Origin of the sequence: Curtobacterium sp. VKM Ac-1395, assembly GCF_015350975.1 — a bacterium.
Lineage (GTDB): Bacteria > Actinomycetota > Actinomycetes > Actinomycetales > Microbacteriaceae > Curtobacterium.
The window spans coordinates 194862-214981 of record NZ_JADKRX010000004.1 but is presented as its reverse complement, the minus strand read 5'-3'; the positions used below and the strand labels follow the sequence as shown (position 1 = coordinate 214981).

At 73.0% G+C, this 20120-nt stretch carries 14 protein-coding genes; 10 read left to right on the top strand and 4 right to left on the bottom strand.

The genetic code is table 11. The features are described from left to right. The first annotated feature begins 45 nt into the window (after positions 1-45). On the top strand, positions 46-918 hold the full coding sequence (locus tag ITJ68_RS12645) for an alpha/beta fold hydrolase (RefSeq protein ID WP_194661612.1): 873 nt from the start codon (positions 46-48) through the stop codon (positions 916-918). Next, positions 911-1483 carry a TetR/AcrR family transcriptional regulator gene (locus tag ITJ68_RS12640; protein WP_194661611.1) on the top strand — a complete coding sequence of 191 codons (573 nt, stop codon included), beginning with the start codon at positions 911-913 and terminating at the stop codon, positions 1481-1483. Before ITJ68_RS12645 ends, ITJ68_RS12640 begins: the two co-directional genes overlap by 8 nt. Before the next feature lie 180 nt (positions 1484-1663). Here ITJ68_RS12640 and ITJ68_RS12635 read toward each other — a convergent pair whose 3' ends face one another. Both ITJ68_RS12635 and ITJ68_RS12630 read right to left on the bottom strand, forming a co-directional pair. After that, positions 1664-5536: a TIM-barrel domain-containing protein gene (locus ITJ68_RS12635; protein ID WP_228505467.1), complete on the bottom strand. Its 3873-nt coding sequence runs from the start codon at positions 5534-5536 to the stop codon at positions 1664-1666. Between the two features lie 189 nt (positions 5537-5725). Beyond that, positions 5726-6115 (bottom strand): DUF6578 domain-containing protein, encoded by a 390-nt coding sequence (locus ITJ68_RS12630; protein ID WP_194661610.1) that lies wholly within the window; start codon positions 6113-6115, stop codon positions 5726-5728. A gap of 116 nt (positions 6116-6231) precedes the next feature. Between ITJ68_RS12630 and ITJ68_RS12625 the strand changes: the two genes are divergently transcribed. The 3 genes from ITJ68_RS12625 (at position 6232) to ITJ68_RS12615 (ending at position 8227) form a co-directional block, all read left to right on the top strand. Next, positions 6232-6771: a hypothetical protein gene (locus tag ITJ68_RS12625; protein WP_194661609.1), complete on the top strand. Its 540-nt coding sequence runs from the start codon at positions 6232-6234 to the stop codon at positions 6769-6771. Further along, positions 6768-7598, top strand: a complete 831-nt coding sequence (locus tag ITJ68_RS12620) for a zeta toxin family protein (protein WP_194661608.1) — start codon at positions 6768-6770, stop codon at positions 7596-7598. Before ITJ68_RS12625 ends, ITJ68_RS12620 begins: the two co-directional genes overlap by 4 nt. 167 nt (positions 7599-7765) lie before the next feature. Continuing rightward, positions 7766-8227 (top strand): DUF4383 domain-containing protein, encoded by a 462-nt coding sequence (locus ITJ68_RS12615; protein ID WP_194661607.1) that lies wholly within the window; start codon positions 7766-7768, stop codon positions 8225-8227. A 267-nt stretch (positions 8228-8494) separates the two neighbouring features. Here ITJ68_RS12615 and ITJ68_RS12610 read toward each other — a convergent pair whose 3' ends face one another. After that, positions 8495-9457 carry a DMT family transporter gene (locus ITJ68_RS12610; protein WP_194661606.1) on the bottom strand — a complete coding sequence of 321 codons (963 nt, stop codon included), beginning with the start codon at positions 9455-9457 and terminating at the stop codon, positions 8495-8497. 70 nt (positions 9458-9527) lie between these two features. On the opposite strand from ITJ68_RS12610, the gene ITJ68_RS12605 reads away from it, so the two are divergent. From ITJ68_RS12605 to ITJ68_RS12585, 5 genes are all read left to right on the top strand, one after another. Then, the gene (locus ITJ68_RS12605; RefSeq protein WP_194661605.1) at positions 9528-10376 is read left to right on the top strand and encodes a LysR family transcriptional regulator; all 849 of its coding nucleotides are present in this window, start codon (positions 9528-9530) and stop codon (positions 10374-10376) included. A gap of 32 nt (positions 10377-10408) precedes the next feature. After that, a complete protein-coding gene (locus ITJ68_RS12600; protein ID WP_194661604.1) occupies positions 10409-11221 on the top strand; it encodes a fructosamine kinase family protein in 813 nt (270 codons plus the stop codon). Between the two features lie 196 nt (positions 11222-11417). Next, positions 11418-11600, top strand: coding sequence for a hypothetical protein (locus ITJ68_RS12595; RefSeq protein ID WP_071278138.1), 183 nt, complete (start codon positions 11418-11420; stop codon positions 11598-11600). A 326-nt stretch (positions 11601-11926) separates the two neighbouring features. After that, entirely contained in the window at positions 11927-17524 is a 5598-nt protein-coding gene (locus ITJ68_RS12590; RefSeq protein WP_194661603.1) for a glutamate synthase-related protein, read from the top strand. Next, positions 17521-19305 carry a sulfite reductase subunit alpha gene (locus tag ITJ68_RS12585; protein ID WP_194661602.1) on the top strand — a complete coding sequence of 595 codons (1785 nt, stop codon included), beginning with the start codon at positions 17521-17523 and terminating at the stop codon, positions 19303-19305. The genes ITJ68_RS12590 and ITJ68_RS12585 overlap by 4 nt, the downstream gene beginning before the upstream one ends. Before the next feature lie 250 nt (positions 19306-19555). Here ITJ68_RS12585 and ITJ68_RS12580 read toward each other — a convergent pair whose 3' ends face one another. Further along, positions 19556-19918, bottom strand: coding sequence for an ATP-dependent DNA ligase (locus tag ITJ68_RS12580; protein ID WP_194661601.1), 363 nt, complete (start codon positions 19916-19918; stop codon positions 19556-19558). Positions 19919-20120 lie beyond the last annotated feature (202 nt).

The following is a 20120-nucleotide window of genomic DNA, read 5'->3' as shown; positions in this document are numbered from 1 at the left end:
TAATGGTCGTAGCTTTTGGCTACAACCATTAGCCAGGAGGCCGACATGCTCGAACACATCACCACCGACGACGGGACCATCGCGGTGGACGTCACCGGTGCCGGCCCGCTCGTGGTCCTCGCGCACGGCATGGGCGACAGCCGCCACGCGTACCGGTTCGTCGTCCCGCAGCTCGTCGCCGCCGGCTACCGGGTCGCGAACGTCGACATCCGCGGCTGCGGCGACTCGAGCGCCACGTGGCCGTCGTACCAGCGCACGGACATCGCCCGCGACCTCGTCGCCGTCGTCCGTCACCTGGGAGGGCCGGCCGTCGTCGTCGGGCAGTCCATCAGCGGCGGTGCCGCCACCATCGCCGCGGCGACCGCTCCCGACGTGGTCGTCGGCATCGTCGAGCTCGCCCCGTTCACCCGGAAGCAGGGCGTCGACCTCGTCGGGCTCCTGCGCAACAAGCACCACCGCGCCGGCACCCTGCAGCTCGCGAAGGTCATGACGACCGGCAGCCTGGCCGGCTGGATGGCCTACCTCGACGTCGCCGTCCCGACGAAGCCCGTCGACTGGACCCAGGAGCGCGCCCGCATCGAGACCACCCTGCAGCAGCCGGAGCGCATGGCCGCACTCCGCGCCATGACCAAGACCTCCCCCGCCGACGCCGGCGCCCACCTCGCCGACGTGCGCTGCCCCGTGCTCGTCGTCGAGGGCAGTGCCGACCCCGACTGGGCGGACCCGCGCGCCGAGGGACTCCGGGTCATCGGCGACCTGGCCGAGGGCCTCGGCGAACTGGCGGTCATCGACGGCGCCGGGCACTACCCCCACACCGAGACGCCCGACCAGGTGGTGGCCCTGCTGCTGCCGTTCCTCCGCCGGACCGTGGGTGCCGGCGCCGCGGACACCACGGGCACCAGGGGTCCCCGTGCCTAGGGCCGGCCTCGACCCGGCGACCGTCACCGACGCCGCCGCGACGCTCGCCGACGAGATCGGTCTCGCGCAGCTCAGCATGAGCGTCGTCGCCGAACGCCTCGGCGTGCGGTCCCCCTCGCTCTACAAGCACGTCGACGGGCTGCCCGACCTGACCCGCCGGGTCGCGGTCCTCGCGGCGAACGAGCTCGGCGACGAACTCCGCGAGGCCATGCAGGGACTCGCGGGCGTGGACGCCCTCGGGGCAGCCGCGCAGACCGTCCGACGGTACGTGCAGCGGCACCCGGGCCGGTACGCCGCGACCGTCGGCACACGTCCGACCGGACCCGAGGACCCGCTGGCCACCGCGCTCGAGCGCAGCCTCGCGTCCTTCGCGGCCGCCCTCCGCGGGTACCGCCTCGACCCGGCCGACGAGGTGCACGCGATCCGCATGCTCCGGAGCGTGCTGCACGGGTTCGCCACGATCGAGGCCTCGGACGGCTTCCGCATGGGCACTGACGTCGACACGAGCTTCGCGTGGATGATCAACTTCGTCGACCGGGGACTGCGCGCGTCCACGGAGCGCTGAACTGCGCCCCCGAGCCCCCTGGTGCGAGGTTGCACACCCGGTGCGCGCGCAGGGGTCCGCACGGCGTGGTCATGCTCGCACCAGCCGGACGGTCGCGCACGGTGCGGGACGGCCGGCGGTGCACGAGCAGCGGGCGGCGCGACGTCCTCCGTCACACCGCCCGCCGTCACAGCGCACGCCTCAGCCGCGCGACCGTCCCCGACGGAGCCGCCGCGTCAGCAGCAGCCCTCCGGCAGCCAGCAGCGCCGCGGCGAGCAGCCCCATCGGCACCAGGTCCGCGCCGGTGAACGCGAGCGCCCCACCCGGACGCTCGGCCCCCGTCCCGGACCCGGCCCCTGCCGGACCGGAACCGGCGCCGTCAGCGGCACCACCGCCTCCAGGGCCGGGCGCCCCCGCACCCGAGGTGGGTCCGGCACCGGGAGTCCCGCTCGCCGGGGCCGTCGGAGCGGGACCAGCCGCCGTCACCGTGAAGGCGGCGCGGGCCACGACGGCACCGTCCACCGACGCCGTCACCCCCACCCGCCCGGAGGCCGTGGTCGCCACCGGCAGGTCGGCCGAGAACGCGCCGTCCGCGTCGGACCGCACGGTCACGCCACCGACGTCGGGCTGCGTCGCGAGCACCACGTCGCTCGAGGCGGGGAACCCGCTGCCCGTGACGGTCTGCGTCGCGCCGGCCTCGACCCGCGGGTCGGCGACCTGCAGCGTCGGGGTCACCGCGGCCGCGGTGGAGAACCGCACGACCGTGCGCTTCGTCACGGACCGCTCGGCGACCGGCACCGTCAGGGTGCGCGCGTCGGCGTCGTAGGTCCAGCCGGTCTGCGGGACAGCCCGGCCGTCGACGGTGACCGTGGTCGGACGATCGGTGTCGGTGAAGGTCGCGGTCCAGCTGCGGTCCCGCACCTGACCGGCGAACGACCCGTCGGCCGGCGCGATGGCGAGCTGGCCACCGGCGTGCTGCTGTGTGTACCGCACCGCGGTGGAGGCACTGCCCGCCGCCGCCCGGCTCGTCGCGTCCGCCGTCGTGGTGGTGTCCGCGGCCGCGCTCGCACCGGTCCCGCCGGTCGCGGTGTCCTCGCCGGCGTCCTCGTGCAGCGCGAAGGCGCCGTTCGCCCCGGTCGCGACCCGGAGGGTCACGGCGTCGAGCGGTCCGGAGCCGTCGTTCGCGACGTGGTGGGAGCGGGTCGGGACGATCCCGCCGCTCTTCACGAACACCGGCATCGCGTCGAGTCCGGTCGTCACCTGCGCGGTCGTGCCGCCCTGGTGGGTCTCCCCCGTGAACCAGTCGGTCCAGGAGCTGCCGGCCGGGAACCACACCGAACGGGTGGCCTTCCCCGAGGAGTCGTTCGCGGTCGTGACCGGGGCGACGAGGACGTCCGGCCCGTACAGGTACTCAGAGCCGGCCATGGCGTACGACTGCTGTGCCTCGGGGTACTGCAGGTAGAGCGGCTGCAGGATCGGGGTGCCGGTCGCGGTCGCCTGGGCGGCGAGCGTGTACGTCAGCGGGAGCAGGTCCTCACGGAGGTCGAGGAACTGCTTCGCGGAGGCGTTCGCCGCAGCCGGGTACTGCCACGGGAGCCGGTCGCTGTGGTTGCTGTGCAGGCGGTCGATCGGCTGGAAGGTCCCGAGCTGCACCCAGCGGGCGTAGAGGTCCTCGGGCAGCTGGGTCGTCCCCGGCTCGGCGCCGGTGATCCCGTACTGGGCACCGTTGTGGCCGCCGATGTCGTGGCTGATCGACGCGAGGCCGGTCGCCGCTGACTCACCGGGTGTGTAGCCGACCTCGGCGAGCAGCATGTCCCACGACGACGTGGTGTCGCCGGTGAAGTGCACGGTGGTGCGCTTGTCCGCCCAGGGGCCGGTCGGCACGGGCTGCGGGTTGCCGTAGCCGCCCGCGGTCAGCGACCCGTACGCCCGCGAGAACGCGAGTCCGCGGCCACCGAGGGCCTCGTTGGTGGCCTTCGCGTACTGCTGGTTGATGAAGGCGTCGGGGGTGACGCCGTTGGCCGAGTACTTCGAGACCTCACTGCAGCACCAGTCGAGCCACCACATGTCGACGCCCTTCGGCTGCATCGCCGTGTGCAGGTCGAAGTAGGCCTTGAGCTGGTCGGGGTCGGACCAGTCGAACAGCCAGCGGTCGCCGTCGCCCTTGGTCAGCTTGCCCTTCGCCGTGGCCTGCGCCTGGGCGAACCGGGGGTCACTGCCCGAGATCGACGGGTGGATGTTGAGCGTGTTGTGGATGCCCTCGGCGTGCCAGTCGGCGAGCAGGCTCGTCATGTCCGGGATCCGGGCCGGGTCGACCGACCAGCCGTCCCACTTGCTGTCGCCCTCGTTCGTCGGGCTGCCGACCTTGTAGTCCGTGTCGATCGCCATCACGTCGACGGGGACCTGCTCGTCCTTGAACTGCTTCGCGATCGCGAGGTAGTCCGCCTGCGAGCGGTCGTAGTACTCGGAGTACCAGACGCCGTACGCCCAGCGGGGCAGCAGCTTCGTCGGGCCGGTCAGCACGGCGAGCTCCTGCAGGGCGTGGCGGTAGCCCGTGCCGTAGCCGAAGACGTAGCCGTCCTGGTACTGCTTCCCGCCGTGGTCGCCCGCGGGCGTGACGGTGTCCGTCGCCTGGTCGTACCCGGCCGACGCGCTGTCGTCCAGGAGCGACCACCCGTCCTGGTAGAGCAGGCCCGGGTTCGTCTTCACCGACCCGTTGGCGGTGTCGAGGTCGCGACGGTAGCCACCGAGCGGGGCGTGCGCGGCGAGGACCGGCGACGCGGGGTCGACCGCGGCGACGGTGTCGAAGTTGACGTTGCAGTTCGCCGCGACGGTCGGGCAGCCGAGCACGACGTCGTTCGCGCCGGCTGCGAGGTGCACCGGCACCTGCACGGTGTTCCAGTAGTCCCAGCCACTCGTCGGCGGCAGGGTCGCCGTCGTCGTGGCCTGTCCGGCCGGGGCCGCGGTCAGGGTCGGTGTGGCGGTGCCGCCGTTGGCGTAGCGGACCTGCAGCGTGTAGTCGCCGGCGGCCGGCACGCCGGTGACGTGGGTGGTCATCGCGGCGCCCGCACGCTCGAACCCGGCGACGAAGCCGTCACCGGCGAAGCCGTTGTGGTTCGTCGCCGCGGTGGCGGGGGCGGTGAGCGTGGCGTCCTCGGCCTGGCAGACCGCGCCGAACGCGCAGTCCTGCCCGGCGACGGTCGTGGTCGGAGCCGGGTACGCGGCACCCGTCGTCACGAGGGCGAGGCTGTCGACGTTGACCTGGCCGGAGTCACCCGCGGCGCGCTCGATGCGCACCGTGTGGGTCCCGGCGGGCAGGTCGACCGCCGTGGCGGCCGTGGTCCTCCAGTCGTCCCAGTCCGCACCGGGAGCCAGGCTGATCGTCCTCGGGGCACCGCCGTCCACCGTGACGCTCAGCGTGCGGGTGGCGACCTTGCCGTCGCCGCCCTGCGAGTTCGCGTAGCGGAGGGCCAGGTCGTACGAACCGGCCGTCGCAGCGGTCGTCGTGAAGGTCATGGCGTTGCCGACCGACTCGAAGCCCGCGGCGAACCCGGCACCGGTGAAGCCGGCGTGGTCCGTCGCGAGCGACAGCCCCGTGAGCCCGAGCGTCTCGGCCTCGCACAGCGACCCGATCGCGCAGGACGGGGTCGGCGTGGACACCCACGGCGTCCCGGCGACCCGCTGCCCGGACGGCAGGGTCAGGGTGGTCTGCAGGGTGTCCTGGGTGAACGCCCCCGACCCCTCCTTGTACCGGACGGTCATCGACCCGGTGTCCAGCGTCAGCCAGCCGTCCCGCTCGGTCTTCGTGAACGTGGTCGGCGTGAAGTCGTCGCGGCCGATGACGTTGAAGGTGCTGCCGTCGGTGAACCGGCTGTCCCCGGCGTACTCGGTGCGGATCAGCGTCGGGGAGAGCACCTCGAAGCGGGCCTGGCCGGACTGGACGGTGCGAGCGGCGGCGGTGTCGGCCGTGGCCGGGAGCGCGGCGAGGCCGAGCAGGCCCAGCACGGTCGTGCCCACGACGGCAGCGGCGACGGCGCGCTGCCGCCCCCGGGATCGGACGGAGAAGGGACGCAACAGGGAACTCCTCGTGGACGACGTCGTCCATCGGGCCGGGGTCGGCCGGGTGTGCGGAGTGTCCTGATCGACGCTCCGTTTACAACGCTGTAAACCCTAGGACCCTTTCCGCTTCCCGGGAAGGGCCCATGCGTCCTCGATGAGCCCGATGCGCCCTCCGGACGAACAGACGTCCCGCCGACGGAGCGATCACTCCACGCGGACGACGAACCCGACCAGCACGTCCGGCTGGGCGGGACGGTCCCAGAGGGAGGTCACCGCCTGCACCACCGCGGTCCCGGGGACGGGAACGAGGCCGGGGTCCGCCGGGTCATCCGACGCGACGAAGGCGACCGTGACCTGCTCGATGCCGGACACCCGGCCCTGCACCCGGTGCCAGGACGGGTCCTCCGGCGCTCGGGTCGCGTCCGCGTAGGTGTCGCGGGTCCACGGGATCGCCCGGTCGACGAACAGCCGCGACAACCAGGACGCGTCCATGTTCACGGTGTCCCAGTCGACCTGCTCGCCGAGCGACACCTCGAAGTGGTCCTCGTCGACCTGCCAGGAGTCGAGCCACACGTCGACGCCGTCACCGCCCATGCCCCGATCCTACGGAGACGCTCGACGACGAGACGATCGGGGCTCACCGGCGGACGATCGCAGGCGCTCGCCGGCGGTACGATCGGCACCGCGGGAACGGAGTGACGATGACGGACATGGACCCTCGGCCCCGAGCCGGACGACGGCCTCGGCACGACGTCGAGTCGCTCGTGGACGCCCTGGCCGCGCGGATGGACGGCGACACTGCGTCGGTGCGGGCCGCCGTGCTCAGCGTCCTGCACAGCCGCGAACAGCAGCACCTCGCCGAGATGGAGCTCCGTCGCGGCATCTTCGACCTCGCCGACCTCGGGGTCTCCCAGCGGGACATCGCCCGGCTCGCCGGCATCTCGCAGCCCGAGGTCTCCCGCCGCCTGACCCGGCGAGCGCTCACGGCGTCGCGGCCGTCCCCGCGCGAGGTCATCTCCCAGCGCCAGGCCGGCCTGATCGACTCCGACACGATGGTGCGCGAGCTCTCGACGATGGCGATGACCCACCGGACACCGGCGCGTGACTCCGGCTACGACAGCGCCGCGGCCCAGACCGGCACCGCGAAGGAGCTCGCCGCCGCGTTCCAGGACGGCCTGATCAGCGAGGGCGAGTACGAGACGGTCCGCCGGGCGATCGCCGGGCGCCAGGGCCGGGTCCGCCGCCCGTGACCGACGCCGACACGAACGACCGTCCGCTCCGCGACCGCACCGCCGACCAGCTCGCCGCGTTCCTGCGGCAGGCCTGTCTCGACGACCCCTGGTCGGACGACCCCGCGGCGAGCAGCCGACTGCGGTACGCCCCGGACGGCTTCCTCTACACGGCCGAGCGCCTGCGCCTGCACGAGGAGCTGCTCGCCGCGCACGCCGACCGGACGCCGACCCCGAGCGATGACGGCACCCTGGCGGTCGTCGTCACCGCCGGTCCGCCCGGCGCCGGCAAGTCGACGGCCCTGGCGCGGATGCCGGAGCTCGACGCCTACCGCCACGTCGACGCCGACGACTTCAAGGACGCCCTGCTCGAACGCGCCGCGGCGGACGGGCTGCTCGACGGGTGGACCGGCCAGGTGCTCGTCGACGGCCGCCCTGTGCAGCCACGTGAGCTGGCGGGCTTCGTGCACGCCGAGTCGACGGCCGTCGCGGACACCCTGCGCCGCCGGTCCCTGCGCGACGGTGAGAACGTCGTCGTGCACGGCACCCTGTCGAGCGTCGACTACCTCGACGACCTGTTGTCCGAGCTCGACGACGCCGGCTACGACCGCCTGAAGATCGTCGACGTGGAGGTCCCCTTCGACGCCGCGCTCGAACAGGCCACCGAGCGCTGGTGGCAGGTACGCGACCTCGGGTCCGACCCCCTCGGCGGGCGCTTCGTGCCGGAGTCCGCGATCCGCCGGTACTACCCGGACGGCTCGGGATCGCTCTGCCGGTCGAACGCGTCCGAGCTCGAGCGCCGCGCCTCGGACCTCGGCTGGCACGTCACGGTCGAGCGGATCGGCTGACCGGCGGAGCGGCTGACCGCCGGAGCGAATGACGGCCAGGCTGCCTGACCGCCGGACCGGCCCGCCGCTGCGACGGAGGCACCCCCGAACTGGGGCGAACCTGTCCCGGACCGTCCGCCTACGGTGAAGGCCGCGCGGGCACCCGCGCCCCGACGAGAGGTCCGATCGTGACCAGCAACGCAGCATCTCCCCGCACCACCGCAGGCTCGACCTGGACGCAGCGCGGCGCACTGCTCTTCGGTGTCGTCTTCCTCATCGTCGGCATCGCCGGGTTCATCCCGGGCCTGACCATGGACATGGGCACGATGTCCTTCGCCGGCCACGGGTCGATGGCCCTGCTGCTCGGCCTGTTCCAGGTGTCGATCCTGCACAACATCGTGCACCTGCTCTTCGGCATCGTCGGGCTCGTCGCGTCCCGCACCGCCAGCGGCTCGCGCCTCTACCTGCTCGTCGGCGGCATCGTCTACGCCGTGCTGTTCGTCTTCGGCCTGTTCACCGCCGGCATGACGAGCGGCGCGAACTTCGTGCCGCTGAACAGCGCCGACAACGTGCTGCACGCGTTCCTCGCCGTCGCGATGATCGTCCTCGGCATCGTCCTGCCCCGTCTCGGGACGACCCGCACCCGCTGACCCCGAGCAGCGAACGGAAGGGCACGTCGATCCGTCGACGTGCCCTTCCGCGTTCCCGTCGGCCCGGCGTCCGGAGTCCGGCGTCCGCCGTCCGCCACTTCAGCGCCCGCGAACGGTCACGACACCCCGTCGGCGGTTCGGCGAGCGGGCGCTGACCGTCGGATCCGGGGCCGCCGGCCGACGACCAGCGACCGCTCGGCGAAGGTGAGCGGGGTGTCGTGACCGTTGGGCGCGCGGGGTGGAGGCTCCGGCCGGCGCCCCCTGCCGTCAAGCGCCGCGTGCGCCGTCCCGGGCCTCGTGCGGAACCGTGACAGGACGCTCGTCCGCCCCGTCGGGGACGGCCGCGCGGCGCCGCCGCCCGAACACCCCCGACGCCAGCGCGATCCCCACCAGGATCACGATGCCCCCGACCGGCTCGTTCCACCGCACCCGCTCCCCCAGCACGAGCACGCCGAGCACCACCCCGACCACCGGCGTCAGGTACGTCACCGTGGACGCGCGCGCAGCGCCCCAGGCCTGCACGAGTCCGGTGTTCCACATGTAGGCCAGCCCCGTGCCGAGGCAACCGAGTGCGAGCATCGCAGCCACGATCCTCCAGTCCAGGTGCATCGCGCCGGTCGCCGTGACGGGCGCGACCACGAGCAGCAGCGCCGCGCCCAGCGTCAGCTGGACCGTCGTCAGGGTGATCGCGTCGTACCCACTGCCGGCGACGAACCGGCGCATGTAGGCCAGGCCGAACCCGTAGCAGGCGGTCATGCCGAGCAGCGCGAGCTGGCCGGGCACCGTGGCGAGCACGGCCGGGTCACCGATGAGGCCCCACGGCCCGACGAGGACCAGCACCCCGAGGATCCCCACCAGCACGCCGACGAGCTGCCGACCGCGCAGCCGTTCGGCCGGCAGCAGCAGGGGCAGCGCGAGCAGCACCATGATCGGCGTCGTCGCGTTGTAGATGCTCGCCAGGCCGCTCGGCACGCTCTGCTCCGCCCACGCCACCAGGCTCGACGGCACCGCGTTCAGGAACACCGCGAGCACGAGCAGGTGCCCCCACAGCGCCAGCGACCGCGGCCACTTCCGCCGCGTCACGACCATGATCACCAGGAGCGTCAGCGCCCCGAGCAGCACGCGTCCGAGCGCGACCTGCTGCGGCGACAGGCCCTCGAGCCCGATCTTCATGAAGAGGAAGCTCGAGCCCCAGGTGAGTGCGACCAGGACGAACAGGAAGGCGTTCATGCCGCTAGTGTCGAGCCACTGCTCGGCATGAGGCAAACGCATCCGCCTCATGCTCCCATGAGGGAGACGCATGAACATCACCATCGCCCAGCTCCGCGCCCTGGTCGGGACCGTCGACTCCGGCTCGTTCACCGCCGCCGCCGCCGCCCTCGGCGTCGGGCAGTCGGCCGTCTCGCACGCCGTCGCAGGCCTGGAGCGCGAGGTGGGCGGTGCCGTCCTCCGCCGGGGCGGTCCCACCGCACCCACCCCGCTGGGTGAACGCCTGCTCGGTCACGCCCGCAGCGTGCTCGCCTCCGTCGACGCCCTGGAGGCTGTGGTCCGGCCCGGCACAGCGCGCGGCACCGTGCGCCTCGCCGCCGTCCCCACGGTCTGCCAGGGCCTGCTGCCGCGGCTCCGCGAGCTGTGGGCGGTGACCCTGCCGGACGTCGACGTCCAGGTCTACGAGGGGGACGACGACGAGATGCCCGAGTGGCTCGAGGCCGGCACGGTCGACGCAGCCGTCCTCGTCGACCCAACTGTGGTGCCGGACGGCGGAGTCGTCGTGGCGACCGACGAGATGGCGGCCGTGGTGCGCCGGGACCACCCCCTCGCCGACGCGACCGCGCTGACGCTCGACGACCTGCACGAGGACGGACTCGTCGCGGGCGGCGGCGGGTGCGAGTACCAGATCCAACGGATGCACGAGATCGCCGGGCAGCCCTTCCGCTACGCCCACCGGGTGCGGGAGATGAGCACGATGTTCGGGATGATCCAACGGGGCGAGGGCGTCTCGATCGTGCCGACGCTCGGCCGCGTGATGCTGCCGGCGGACCTCGTCATGGTGCCGACCCTCCCCCGGCTCGAGCGGACGCTGGTGTTGAGCGGGCCGTCCTCGCGGGCGTGGCACCCGTTGGCGCGGGCGCTCGTCGACGCGGTCTGACCGTCCGCAAGGCCGACGGGTTGGATGGGGTGATGCCCGAGACCTACGTCAAGACCTTCACCGACCCGAACGAGGCCGCCGCCGAGGCCGCGGGGCTCGAGTGGCTCGCCGAGGCCGAGGACGCGGGGGGCACCCGCATCGCCCGGGTGCTCGGTCGTCCGCGACCGACGGTGCTCGAGCTCGAGTTCGTCTCCGACACCGCACCGACAGCGGCCCAGGCGGAACGGTTCGGCCGGTCGCTGGCCCACACCCACGCCGCCGGCGCCGCGCACTGGGGAGCGCCGTCACCCGGGTTCCCGGCGAACGGGCCGATGCGGATGGGGCGCTCCCGCACGCCGTTCGTGCCCGCGTCCGAGGCTCCGGAGACCTGGGGCGAGTTCTTCGCGGAGTACCGGATCCGCGACTACGTGTCGCGCATCGTCGACGCCGGCGGGTACGACGGGTCCGAGGCCGCCGTGTTCGAGCGTGTGTGCGCCCGGCTCGAGGACGGTTCGCTCGGCTCCCCGCAGCCGGCGCTCGTCGGGGACGGCCCCGCGCGGCTGCACGGCGACCTCTGGGCGGGGAACGTGCTCTGGCCGCGGGACAGCTCCGAGCCGACGGGCGCCGTGCTCATCGACGCGAACCCGCACGGTGGCCACGCGGAGACCGACCTCGCGCTGCTGGCACTGTTCGGGCTCCCCCGACTCGAGACGGTCGTCGCTGCCTACGACGCCGAGTCCCGCCTGGCGCCCGGGTGGCAGGAGCGCGTCGAGCTGCACCAGCTCGCGCCGCTGCTGCTGCACGTGGTGCTGTTCGGCGGCTCGTACACCGACGCCGCGCTCCGGGCGGCTCGGCGCTACGCCTGAGCTGCCCGGGACCAGCCGTCCGCGCTCGCACCGTGCGGGTTCTCCCGCGCCGTGCGAGGTCCTGCACCCCGTGCGGCCACAGGAGCTCGCACGGGGTGCGCAAGCTCGCACCAAGTGCTCCAGGAGCGTGAGTACCGTGGCGATCCCGAGACACGGACCGTACGTCCGCCGCTCACCATCTGCGAAGGAGCAGCGCATGACCGACAGCAACGCATCCGACACCCACGCGCACGACAGCACGCCGGACCCCGAGGGCACCGAGAAGCCCGGCGGTCTCGGCGAGGACGGCACCATCCCCGACCACCCCGAGGGCGTCGCAGCCGGCTTCACCGAGGACGGCTCGCACTTCAACCAGGAAGAGGACGAGGGCGCCGAGTAGCCCGCTGTCGCTGCACCACCGGAACCGGTCCGAACCGCGCACGTCCGCGGTTCGGACCGGTTCCTGCTGTGCGGCGCCGAACGGCACCAGGCACGGCCGACCCGCCGGCGCCGAACGGCACCAGCAACGCCCGACCCGTCCGCGCCGAACGCCACCAGCCACGACGCGCCACCGCCCACCCGACGGTGTTGCGCCCGCGGTATACCAGCCCGTAGCATCGGCTCACCGCACCACCCCCACAGGGCCCGACTGCCACCCACCGGTCTGCCCGCGGCGAGCGCTCCACCGTTGCAGCCTCCGTCGTCCGCTGCTGGCACCCGCTCCACATGGACACGCTCGTGAACCCCTCTCCCTTCGGTCTGTACGACCCTGCCCGCGAATCCTCCGCCTGTGGCGTCGGCTTCATCACCCGTCTCGACGGGACCCCGAGCCACGACGTCATCCGCAAGGGCGACGAGGCGCTCTGTGCGATCCCGCACCGCGGTGGCAAGTCCTCCGAGGGCGTCGGCGACGGCGCGGGCGTGAGCATCGACCTGTCGGTGGAGTTCTTCAGCGCGCTCACCGGCGAGCCGCTCCGCGCCGGCCACTTCGGCGTCGCGAACTGCTTCGTCCCGACCGACCCGACCGAGCGCGCCGCGGCGGAACGCACCGTCGCGGACGCCGTCACCACCGAGGGCTTCGAGCTCCTCCTGGTCCGCGACGTCCCCGTCGACCACACGGTGGCGCGCCCCGAGGCCGAGCAGTACCAGCTCCCGATCGTGCAGTGGGTCTTCCGCGCCCCCGAGGCCTGGTCCCGCGCCGAGGTCGACGCCGCCGCGAACCGGGCGCTGCTCGCCATCGAGGCCGTCTCCTACGGTCAGGCAGCCGAGCAGCACCTGGAGCACGCCGCCCTGTCGCCGCTGTCGCTGAGCGCGCGCACGCAGGTCCTCAAGGGCCGCCTGAACTCCGGCGAGGTCATCGGGTACTTCACGGACCTCCGTGACCCCCGGCACTCGGTCCACACGCTGTACTTCCACACCCGCTTCTCGACGAACACCGAGCCGCACCCGACGATGGCGCAGCCGTTCCGCCTGATGGCGCACAACGGCGAGCTGAACACCGACCGGAAGAACCGGCTGTCCGACGAGGCGCTGGCGCGTGCCCGCACCCGCAGCATCGTGCGCCCGCCCGGCCAGTCCGACTCGAGCCGCCTCGACCAGACGCTGCAGAGCCGCGTGTTCGACGACGGGCTCGAGATCGTCGAGGCCGTGGTCACCCTCATGCCGCCGGCGTGGGAGAACGACCGCACCCTGACGCCCGACGTCCGCGCGATGCTCGAGTACTTCTCGCTGTACGAGGAGAAGAACGACGGACCCGCCGCGGTGATCTTCAGCGACGGCGACGTCGTGGGCGCCCGGCTCGACCGCCTCGGGCTGCGGCCGCTGCGCACGGTGCAGACGTCCGAGTACCTCATGGTGTCGTCGGAGTCCGGCCAGGTGACGTTCCCCGACGACGAGGTCGTGCACCGCGGCCGGATCGAGGCCGGCGGCATGCTCGTCGTCGACCACCGCACCGGTTCGCTGATGCGCACCGGCGAGGTCCTGTCGATGCTCGCTGCCCGCCGCGACTACGAGACCCTCCTCGACGCGGCCCGGGTGAACCTCGACGACCTGCCCGCGCCGGACTACGACCGCACCACGAACACCCTCGGCTATGACGGCGACCTGTCGCTCCAGGGCCGCTACGTGGCGTACTCGCTGAACCAGGAGAGCTTCCGGTTCATGCTCGACCCGATGCTGCAGAACGGCTCGGAGCGGATCTCGGCGATGGGCTACGGCAACGCCATCAACGCGCTCAGCGACACCGAGGGCGGCATGGCGAAGTACTTCTCGCAGCGCTTCGCCCAGGTCACGAACCCGCCGCTGGACTCGATCCGCGAGGCCGACGGCATGAGCATGCGCGTGACCCTCGGCAGCAAGCCGGACGGCACCGGCAGCGCCACCGACCCGGGCCACGGCACCGGCGCGACGACCCGGCAACTCGTCGTGGAGTCGCCGATCCTCGGTCACCTCGACATGGTCCGACTGCGCGACCAGGACGTCGTGCCGCTCGAGCGCTTCGACATGCTCTACACCCCCGTCCGCGACGACGAGCAGGCCAACGCCGACGCCATGCGCGCCGCCGTGCTGCAGCTCGCCGAGGACGTCGTCCGCTTCGCCGAGCGCACCGGCGGCATCGCGGTCGTCACGGACCGCGAGGTGTCCTCCACCCGCGCGCCCCTGCCCGTGATCCTCGCGGTCGCGGCCGTGAACCAGCGCCTCATCGAGACCGGGCTGCGGCTGCGGGTCTCCGTGGTCGCGGAGTCCGGGCAGCTGCCGTCGTCGCACCACGTGGCGACGGCCCTCGGCTTCGGTGCCGCGGCGGTCTACAGCCTGAGCGCGCGCCTGCGTGCCGAGGAGAAGTACCCTGCAGCCCCCGCGCCGGCCGGCGAGCTGACCGCGACGGACCTCGCACTGAAGCAGTTCCGGAAGGCCGCGGAGAAGGCCCTCGCGAAGACGATGGGCCGCGTCGGCCTGTGCACCGCCGAGAGCTACATCGGCGGCGAGTTCTTCGAGCCGAACTACCTCGACACCCGTGACGACCTGTTCGCCCGCGTCTTCCCGCACATGCAGGCCCCGGTCGGCGGCGTCGGCTTCACCCGCATCGCGCAGGCGGCGACCGACTGGCACGAGCGCGCCGTCGCCGTGCAGGGCGACGCCCAGGTGCCGCTGCTCGGCCTGTTCAAGGAGCGCTCGGACGGTGCCGGGCACTCGTTCGGCGTGGCGTCCGTCCGCGGCTTCGGCGGCATGACCGAGGAGCGCCCGTCCTTCGAGCGCGCCGGTGACTCTGAGGCCCTCCGCCTGCTGACGCTCGGCCAGCTCGACGACGCCTTCGGCATCACCGACGCGGCGTACCGGAACACCGGCTACGACCGGCTCAGCACGGCCGAGATCGACGCCTTCCGCATCACCCCCGGCTACCGCACGTTCCTGCAGACCACGCACGAGGAGCGCTCCCGTCGCCCCTCCGCGCTCCGCGACGTGCTCGCCCTCCCCGCGGACGTCACCGGCATCGACGACGCCGAGGACTTCGCGCGTGAGCTCGGCCGGTTCTCGCTGACCGGCAACAGCAGCGTCACGGTGCGCGGCCTGCTCGGCTCGCGTCCGTCTGCTGACGACAGCCGGTCGGGAGGCCCGGCCCGGTTCCGCCTGGAGCTCACGTCGACGGCGTCGCTGGGTGCACTGCGCCACCAGGCCCTCGCGGACGGGCTCGGCCTGCTCTTCCCCGGCCAGGTGGACGTCGACTCCGTCGACGCCGACCAGGTGACGCTCCGCGCCACCGGCTCCGCCGTGGACCTGCTCGGGCTGCTCGAGAGCGCCCCGGCCAGCGTCGAGCTCGACGAGGTGCAGCCGGCACACGAGGTCACCAGGACCCTGGCGTCCGGGGCGATGAGCCACGGCGCCCTCGTCGCGACCGCGCACGAGGCCGTCGCGCACGGCACGAACATGGTCGGCGGGATGTCGAACAGCGGCGAGGGCGGCGAGCACCACACCCGCTACGGCACCATCCGCGGCTCCCGCATCAAGCAGTTCGCCTCCGGCCGGTTCGGCATCTGGGCGGGCTACCTCGCCGACCCGATGCTCGAGGAGCTGGAGATCAAGATCGGCCAGGGCGCGAAGCCCGGCGAGGGCGGCCAGCTGCCCGCCGCGAAGGTCACGGTCGACATCGCCGCCGCACGTGGTGGCACCCCCGGCGTCGAGCTCATCTCGCCGCCGCCGCACCACGACACGTACTCGATCGAGGACCTCGCGCAGCTCATCCACGACTGCAAGGCCGCGCGCGTCCGGGTGATCGTGAAGCTGGTGTCCTCCGAGGGCATCGGCACGATCGCCGTGGGTGTCGCGAAGGCCGGCGCCGACGTCATCAACGTCGCCGGGAACACCGGCGGCACGGGGGCCGCGGCCGTCACGAGCCTGAAGTACGCCGGCCGCTCCGCGGAGATCGGCGTGGCCGAGGTGCACCAGGCCCTCGTCGCGAACGGGCTGCGCCAGAAGGTCGTCCTCCGCTGCTCGGGTGCGCACCAGACCGGCAGCGACGTCGTCACCTCGGCGCTGCTCGGCGGGGACTCGTTCGAGTTCGGCACCACCGCGCTGATGATGCTCGGCTGCGTGATGGCGAAGAACTGCAACGTGAAGTGCCCGGCGGGCCTGACCACGAACGCCGAGGCGTTCGAGGGCGACCCCCGCGCGCTCGCGCAGTACCTGCTGAACATCGCCCACGACGTCCGGCAGATCCTCGCCCGCCTCGGCCTGCGCTCCCTGCGCGAGGCCCGTGGCCGCACCGACCTGCTCCAGCTCCTCGACCACCCGGCCAGCGTCGGGCGGCTCGACGTCCGGGCGCTGCTCACGCAGGTGCCCGAGAAGGTCGTCACGGACCCGGAGTACCTGGAGAAGGACTACGCCACCGACGACGCGCTCATCGAGCGGGTCCGCGAGGCCCTGCTCGTCCGGCACGAGCACAGCGTGACGATCGACGGCGTGCTCCTCGGCAACGCGGACAAGTCCGTCGGCGGCCAGCTCGGCATCGACCTGGAGCGCGTCCTCAACCACGAGCTCGGGGCCGACGCCCTGCAGGGTGCCCCCGCGGTGTCGACCGACGACCGCGGACGTCGTCGGCTCGTCGACGGTGCCGTGACGATCCGCACGAGCGGCTCCGCCGGGCAGTCCTACGGCGTGTTCAACAACGACGGCGTGACGCTCGACCACACCGGCACCGCGAACGACGGCGTCGGCAAGAGCCAGAGCGGCGGGCGCATCGTCGTCCGTGCGCCCGGTGGCGGCAGCTCCGAGCGCGGCGGCAACGTCCTGGTCGGCAACTTCGCGCTGTTCGGCGCGACGGGCGGCAGGACCTTCGTGCAGGGCGAGGCGGGCGACCGCTTCGCTGTCCGGAACTCCGGCGCGACCGCCGTGGTCGAGGGCGTCGGCGACTTCGGCTGCGAGTACATGACCGGCGGTGCCGTGTTCAACCTCGGCGGCTTCGGCAAGGGCCTCGGCAACGGCATGTCCGGCGGGTTCCTGTACCAGTACGACCCGACCGGCCGGGTGGCCGAGCGCGCCAGCACCGACTCGCTCCTGGTCTTCCCGGTGCTCGACACCGCGCGCGGCGCCTTCCACGAGGACGCCGCCCGCCTGCTCCTGACGTGGCACCTCGAGGCGACGGGCTCCGAGCTCGCCGCCCGCCTGCTCGCGGACTGGGAGACCACGCGGACGCACGTCTTCGTCGGCATGCCCCGGGCGCTCCTGCTCACCCAGGACGCTGACGCGATCCTGACCGGTTCGACCCGGAACGAGCTGCTCGACGAGCTCGCCGTCTCGACCGCGACGGACAAGCTCCGCGCGTTCAAGCTCGACTACCGGGACCGCCGCACGGTGCTCGGCGGCCGGGCCCCCGCGCTCGGCGACCAGGGCGGCGACCTGTTCTCGCTCCTGTCGTCGTACACGGTGCTCGGCGTCGCCCAGGACCTGGCGCTCGAGCGCGTGCCCGGCGCCGTCGGTCCCGCCGACCCCCGGGTGCTCGAGGCCGTGCGGAACCTGGTGCTCACCGAGGACTTCTTCGTCAAGCAGCGCGTCGTGAAGTACCTCCGCGGCACGCTCGAGCGCTTCACGGACGACCAGCTCGCGACGCTCATCGCGGTGAAGCGCCTCGACGACCACAAGCGTGCGCTCACGCAGCGGAACAACCGCAGCATGGACGCACCCGGCACCACGGGCTGGATCATGCACCAGAACGCCAAGAACGACGGACGCCTGCACGAGGCCCGCTTCGACGAGCTCCTCGCGACCGCGGCACTCGAGGACATCGCCCGCCGCGCCCCGCAGGCCCCGGCCGAGGCGGTGACCGCGTGAGCGTCCTGCCCCCGACCGGTCAGCTGATCCCGGTCGACGCCCCGTTCTCGGCCGCGCAGGAGTCCTGGCTCGCCGGGTTCATCGCGGGCATCGCCGCCGCCGGCACCGCCACGGCCCCGAGCACGCCGACGACCACCGTCGACGTGCTGTTCGGCACGCAGACCGGCACCGCGGAGGCCCTCGCCGACCAGCTCGTGGCCGGGGCGACCGCCCGCGGGCTCGGCGGCCGGGCACGAGCGCTCGACGACGTCACGCCGGAGCAGCTCGCCGGGATGTCGCACGTGCTCGTCGTCACCTCGACGTACGGCGAGGGCGAGATGCCCGACAACGCCGGCCTGTTCTGGGACGCGGTCCAGGCGAGCACCGTGCCCCGCCTCGAGGGCCTGCAGTACGCCGTCCTCGGGCTCGGCGACACGAGCTACGACGAGTTCTGCCAGGCCGGCAAGCTCCTCGACACCCGGTTCGAGCAGCTCGGCGCCACCCGGGTCCACGACCGCGTCGACTGCGACGTCGACTACGAGGACCCGGCCGCCCTCTGGACCGCCGCCGTCCTCGACCGGATCGCCGCTGAGACCGGCGCGACCGGCGGCACCGGCGCGACCGGGACGGTGACCACGGGCACGACCGCGGCCGGCGGGGCGGGGTCGACCCGGGCCTCCCGTCCGGGGTCCCAGTGGACCAAGCGCAACCCGTACCCGGCGCGCCTGGTGGAGAACCGTCTGCTCTCCGACCCGCGCAGCGCGAAGGAGATCCGGCACTACGAGTTCGACCTCGGCGACAGCGGCATCACGTACGCCGCCGGCGACGCGCTGGCCGTGGTGCCCGTGAACGACGACACCCTGGTGGACCACCTGCTCGAGCACCTCGGTGCCACGGGCGACGAGACGTTCGACGGCCGGTCGGTCCGCGAGCTGCTGCGCACGGACCGCGAGGTCCGGACGCCGTCGAAGGACCTGATCGCCGACCTCGTGCAGCGGGCACCCGCCAGCGAGCTCGCGGCGGTGGTCGCGCACGGCGACAAGCAGGAGCTCGACCGCTGGCTCTGGGGGCGCGACGTGCTCGACCTGCTCCGCGACGCCGGTGACACGGCGCCGGGCCTCGACGAGCTGCTGCCGTTCCTCCGGCCGCTGCAGGCGCGCCAGTACTCGATCTCGTCGAGCCCGCTCGCGCACCCGGACCGGATCCACCTGACCGTGGCGTCCGTACGGTATGGCGACGACCACCGGAAGCACTCCGGGGTGGCGTCGACACACCTGGCCGACCGGGTCCAGGTCGGCGACGAGGTCGGCGTGTACCTGCAGCCGAACGCGGCGTTCGGTGTGCCGGCGGACGGTGACGCCCCGCTCGTCATGGTCGGGCCGGGCACGGGCATCGCGCCGTTCCGCGGGTTCCTGCACGAGCGTGCCGCGAGCGGTGCGACGGGCCGCAACTGGCTGTTCTTCGGTGACCAGCACCGCGACACGGACTTCGTCTACGCGGACGAGCTGTCCGCGCTGCAGGCCGACGGCGTGCTGACCCGCCTCGACCTGGCGTTCTCACGCGACCAGGCCGAGAAGGTCTACGTGCAGACGCGGATGCGCGAGCAGTCACGGGAGCTGTACGCCTGGCTCGAGGACGGCGCGACCTTCACGGTGTGCGGCGACGCGTCCCGCATGGCGAAGGACGTCGAGGCTGCGCTGCTCGACGTCATCGCGACGGAGCGCGGTCGTGGGGCCGACGACGCAGTGGACTACCTGGCCGACCTGCGCCGGGCGAAGCGGTACGTGCGCGACGTCTACTGAGCACCGCGGCGACGGCGGGCTGCCGAGATCGTGAGGTGGTCGCCGCCCCCGGGTTCGGAACCCGAATCCTCTGCCGGGGACGACGACCTCATCACTCGATACGCGCGGGAACCCCCTGATCCAGGTCTCCCGAGGCCCACGCGGCGCCCTGAGCCGGCGCAGGTCCGCGCATCGGGCGATGGGGCCACCGTACGCGATGGTCCTGATGGCGCGGAACCCGTTGACGAAGAAACTTCATGATGGTAGGACGCTACGACTCGTCGGAGCCCGGCGCCACGGCGCGCGACCACGGTGAGTCGTCGCCCACACTGGTGTCGACCGGCTCCGGCGTGAGCACGAGTCCGGACCCGGACGACGCCGACGCGTAGAGCTGTTCGAGCCACGACCGGTTGATCGACGGCGTGCGACCACCAGCGAAGCTGAAGTGCAGGCTGACGTTCGGGTGCAGCCAGATGCTGCTGCGACCGTCCCCGTGGGTGACGTCGTCCTTCCACGAGAACACGAAACGGTGGTCGCGCCGGAGCAGGTTGACGATGACGATCTGCAGGTGCGTCAGGGCCCGGTCGTCGATGTGCAGGTCGAGTGTCTCGCCGGCGTAGATGAGCTGTCCCATGCGTCTGTCTACTCCCCCGGTCGTAAGCCGGCGTCCGGGTGGCGTGCGCGGCGCCGGGGCGCAGCGTGCACCCCGTCTGGACGGCGTCGGGGACGTCGGCGGTACGGGAGCGCCGGGTCTGGAGCGCCGGGTCTGGGGCGCCGGGTCTGGGGCGCCGGGTCTGGGGCGCCGGGTCTGGGGCGCCGGGTCTGGGGCGCCGGGT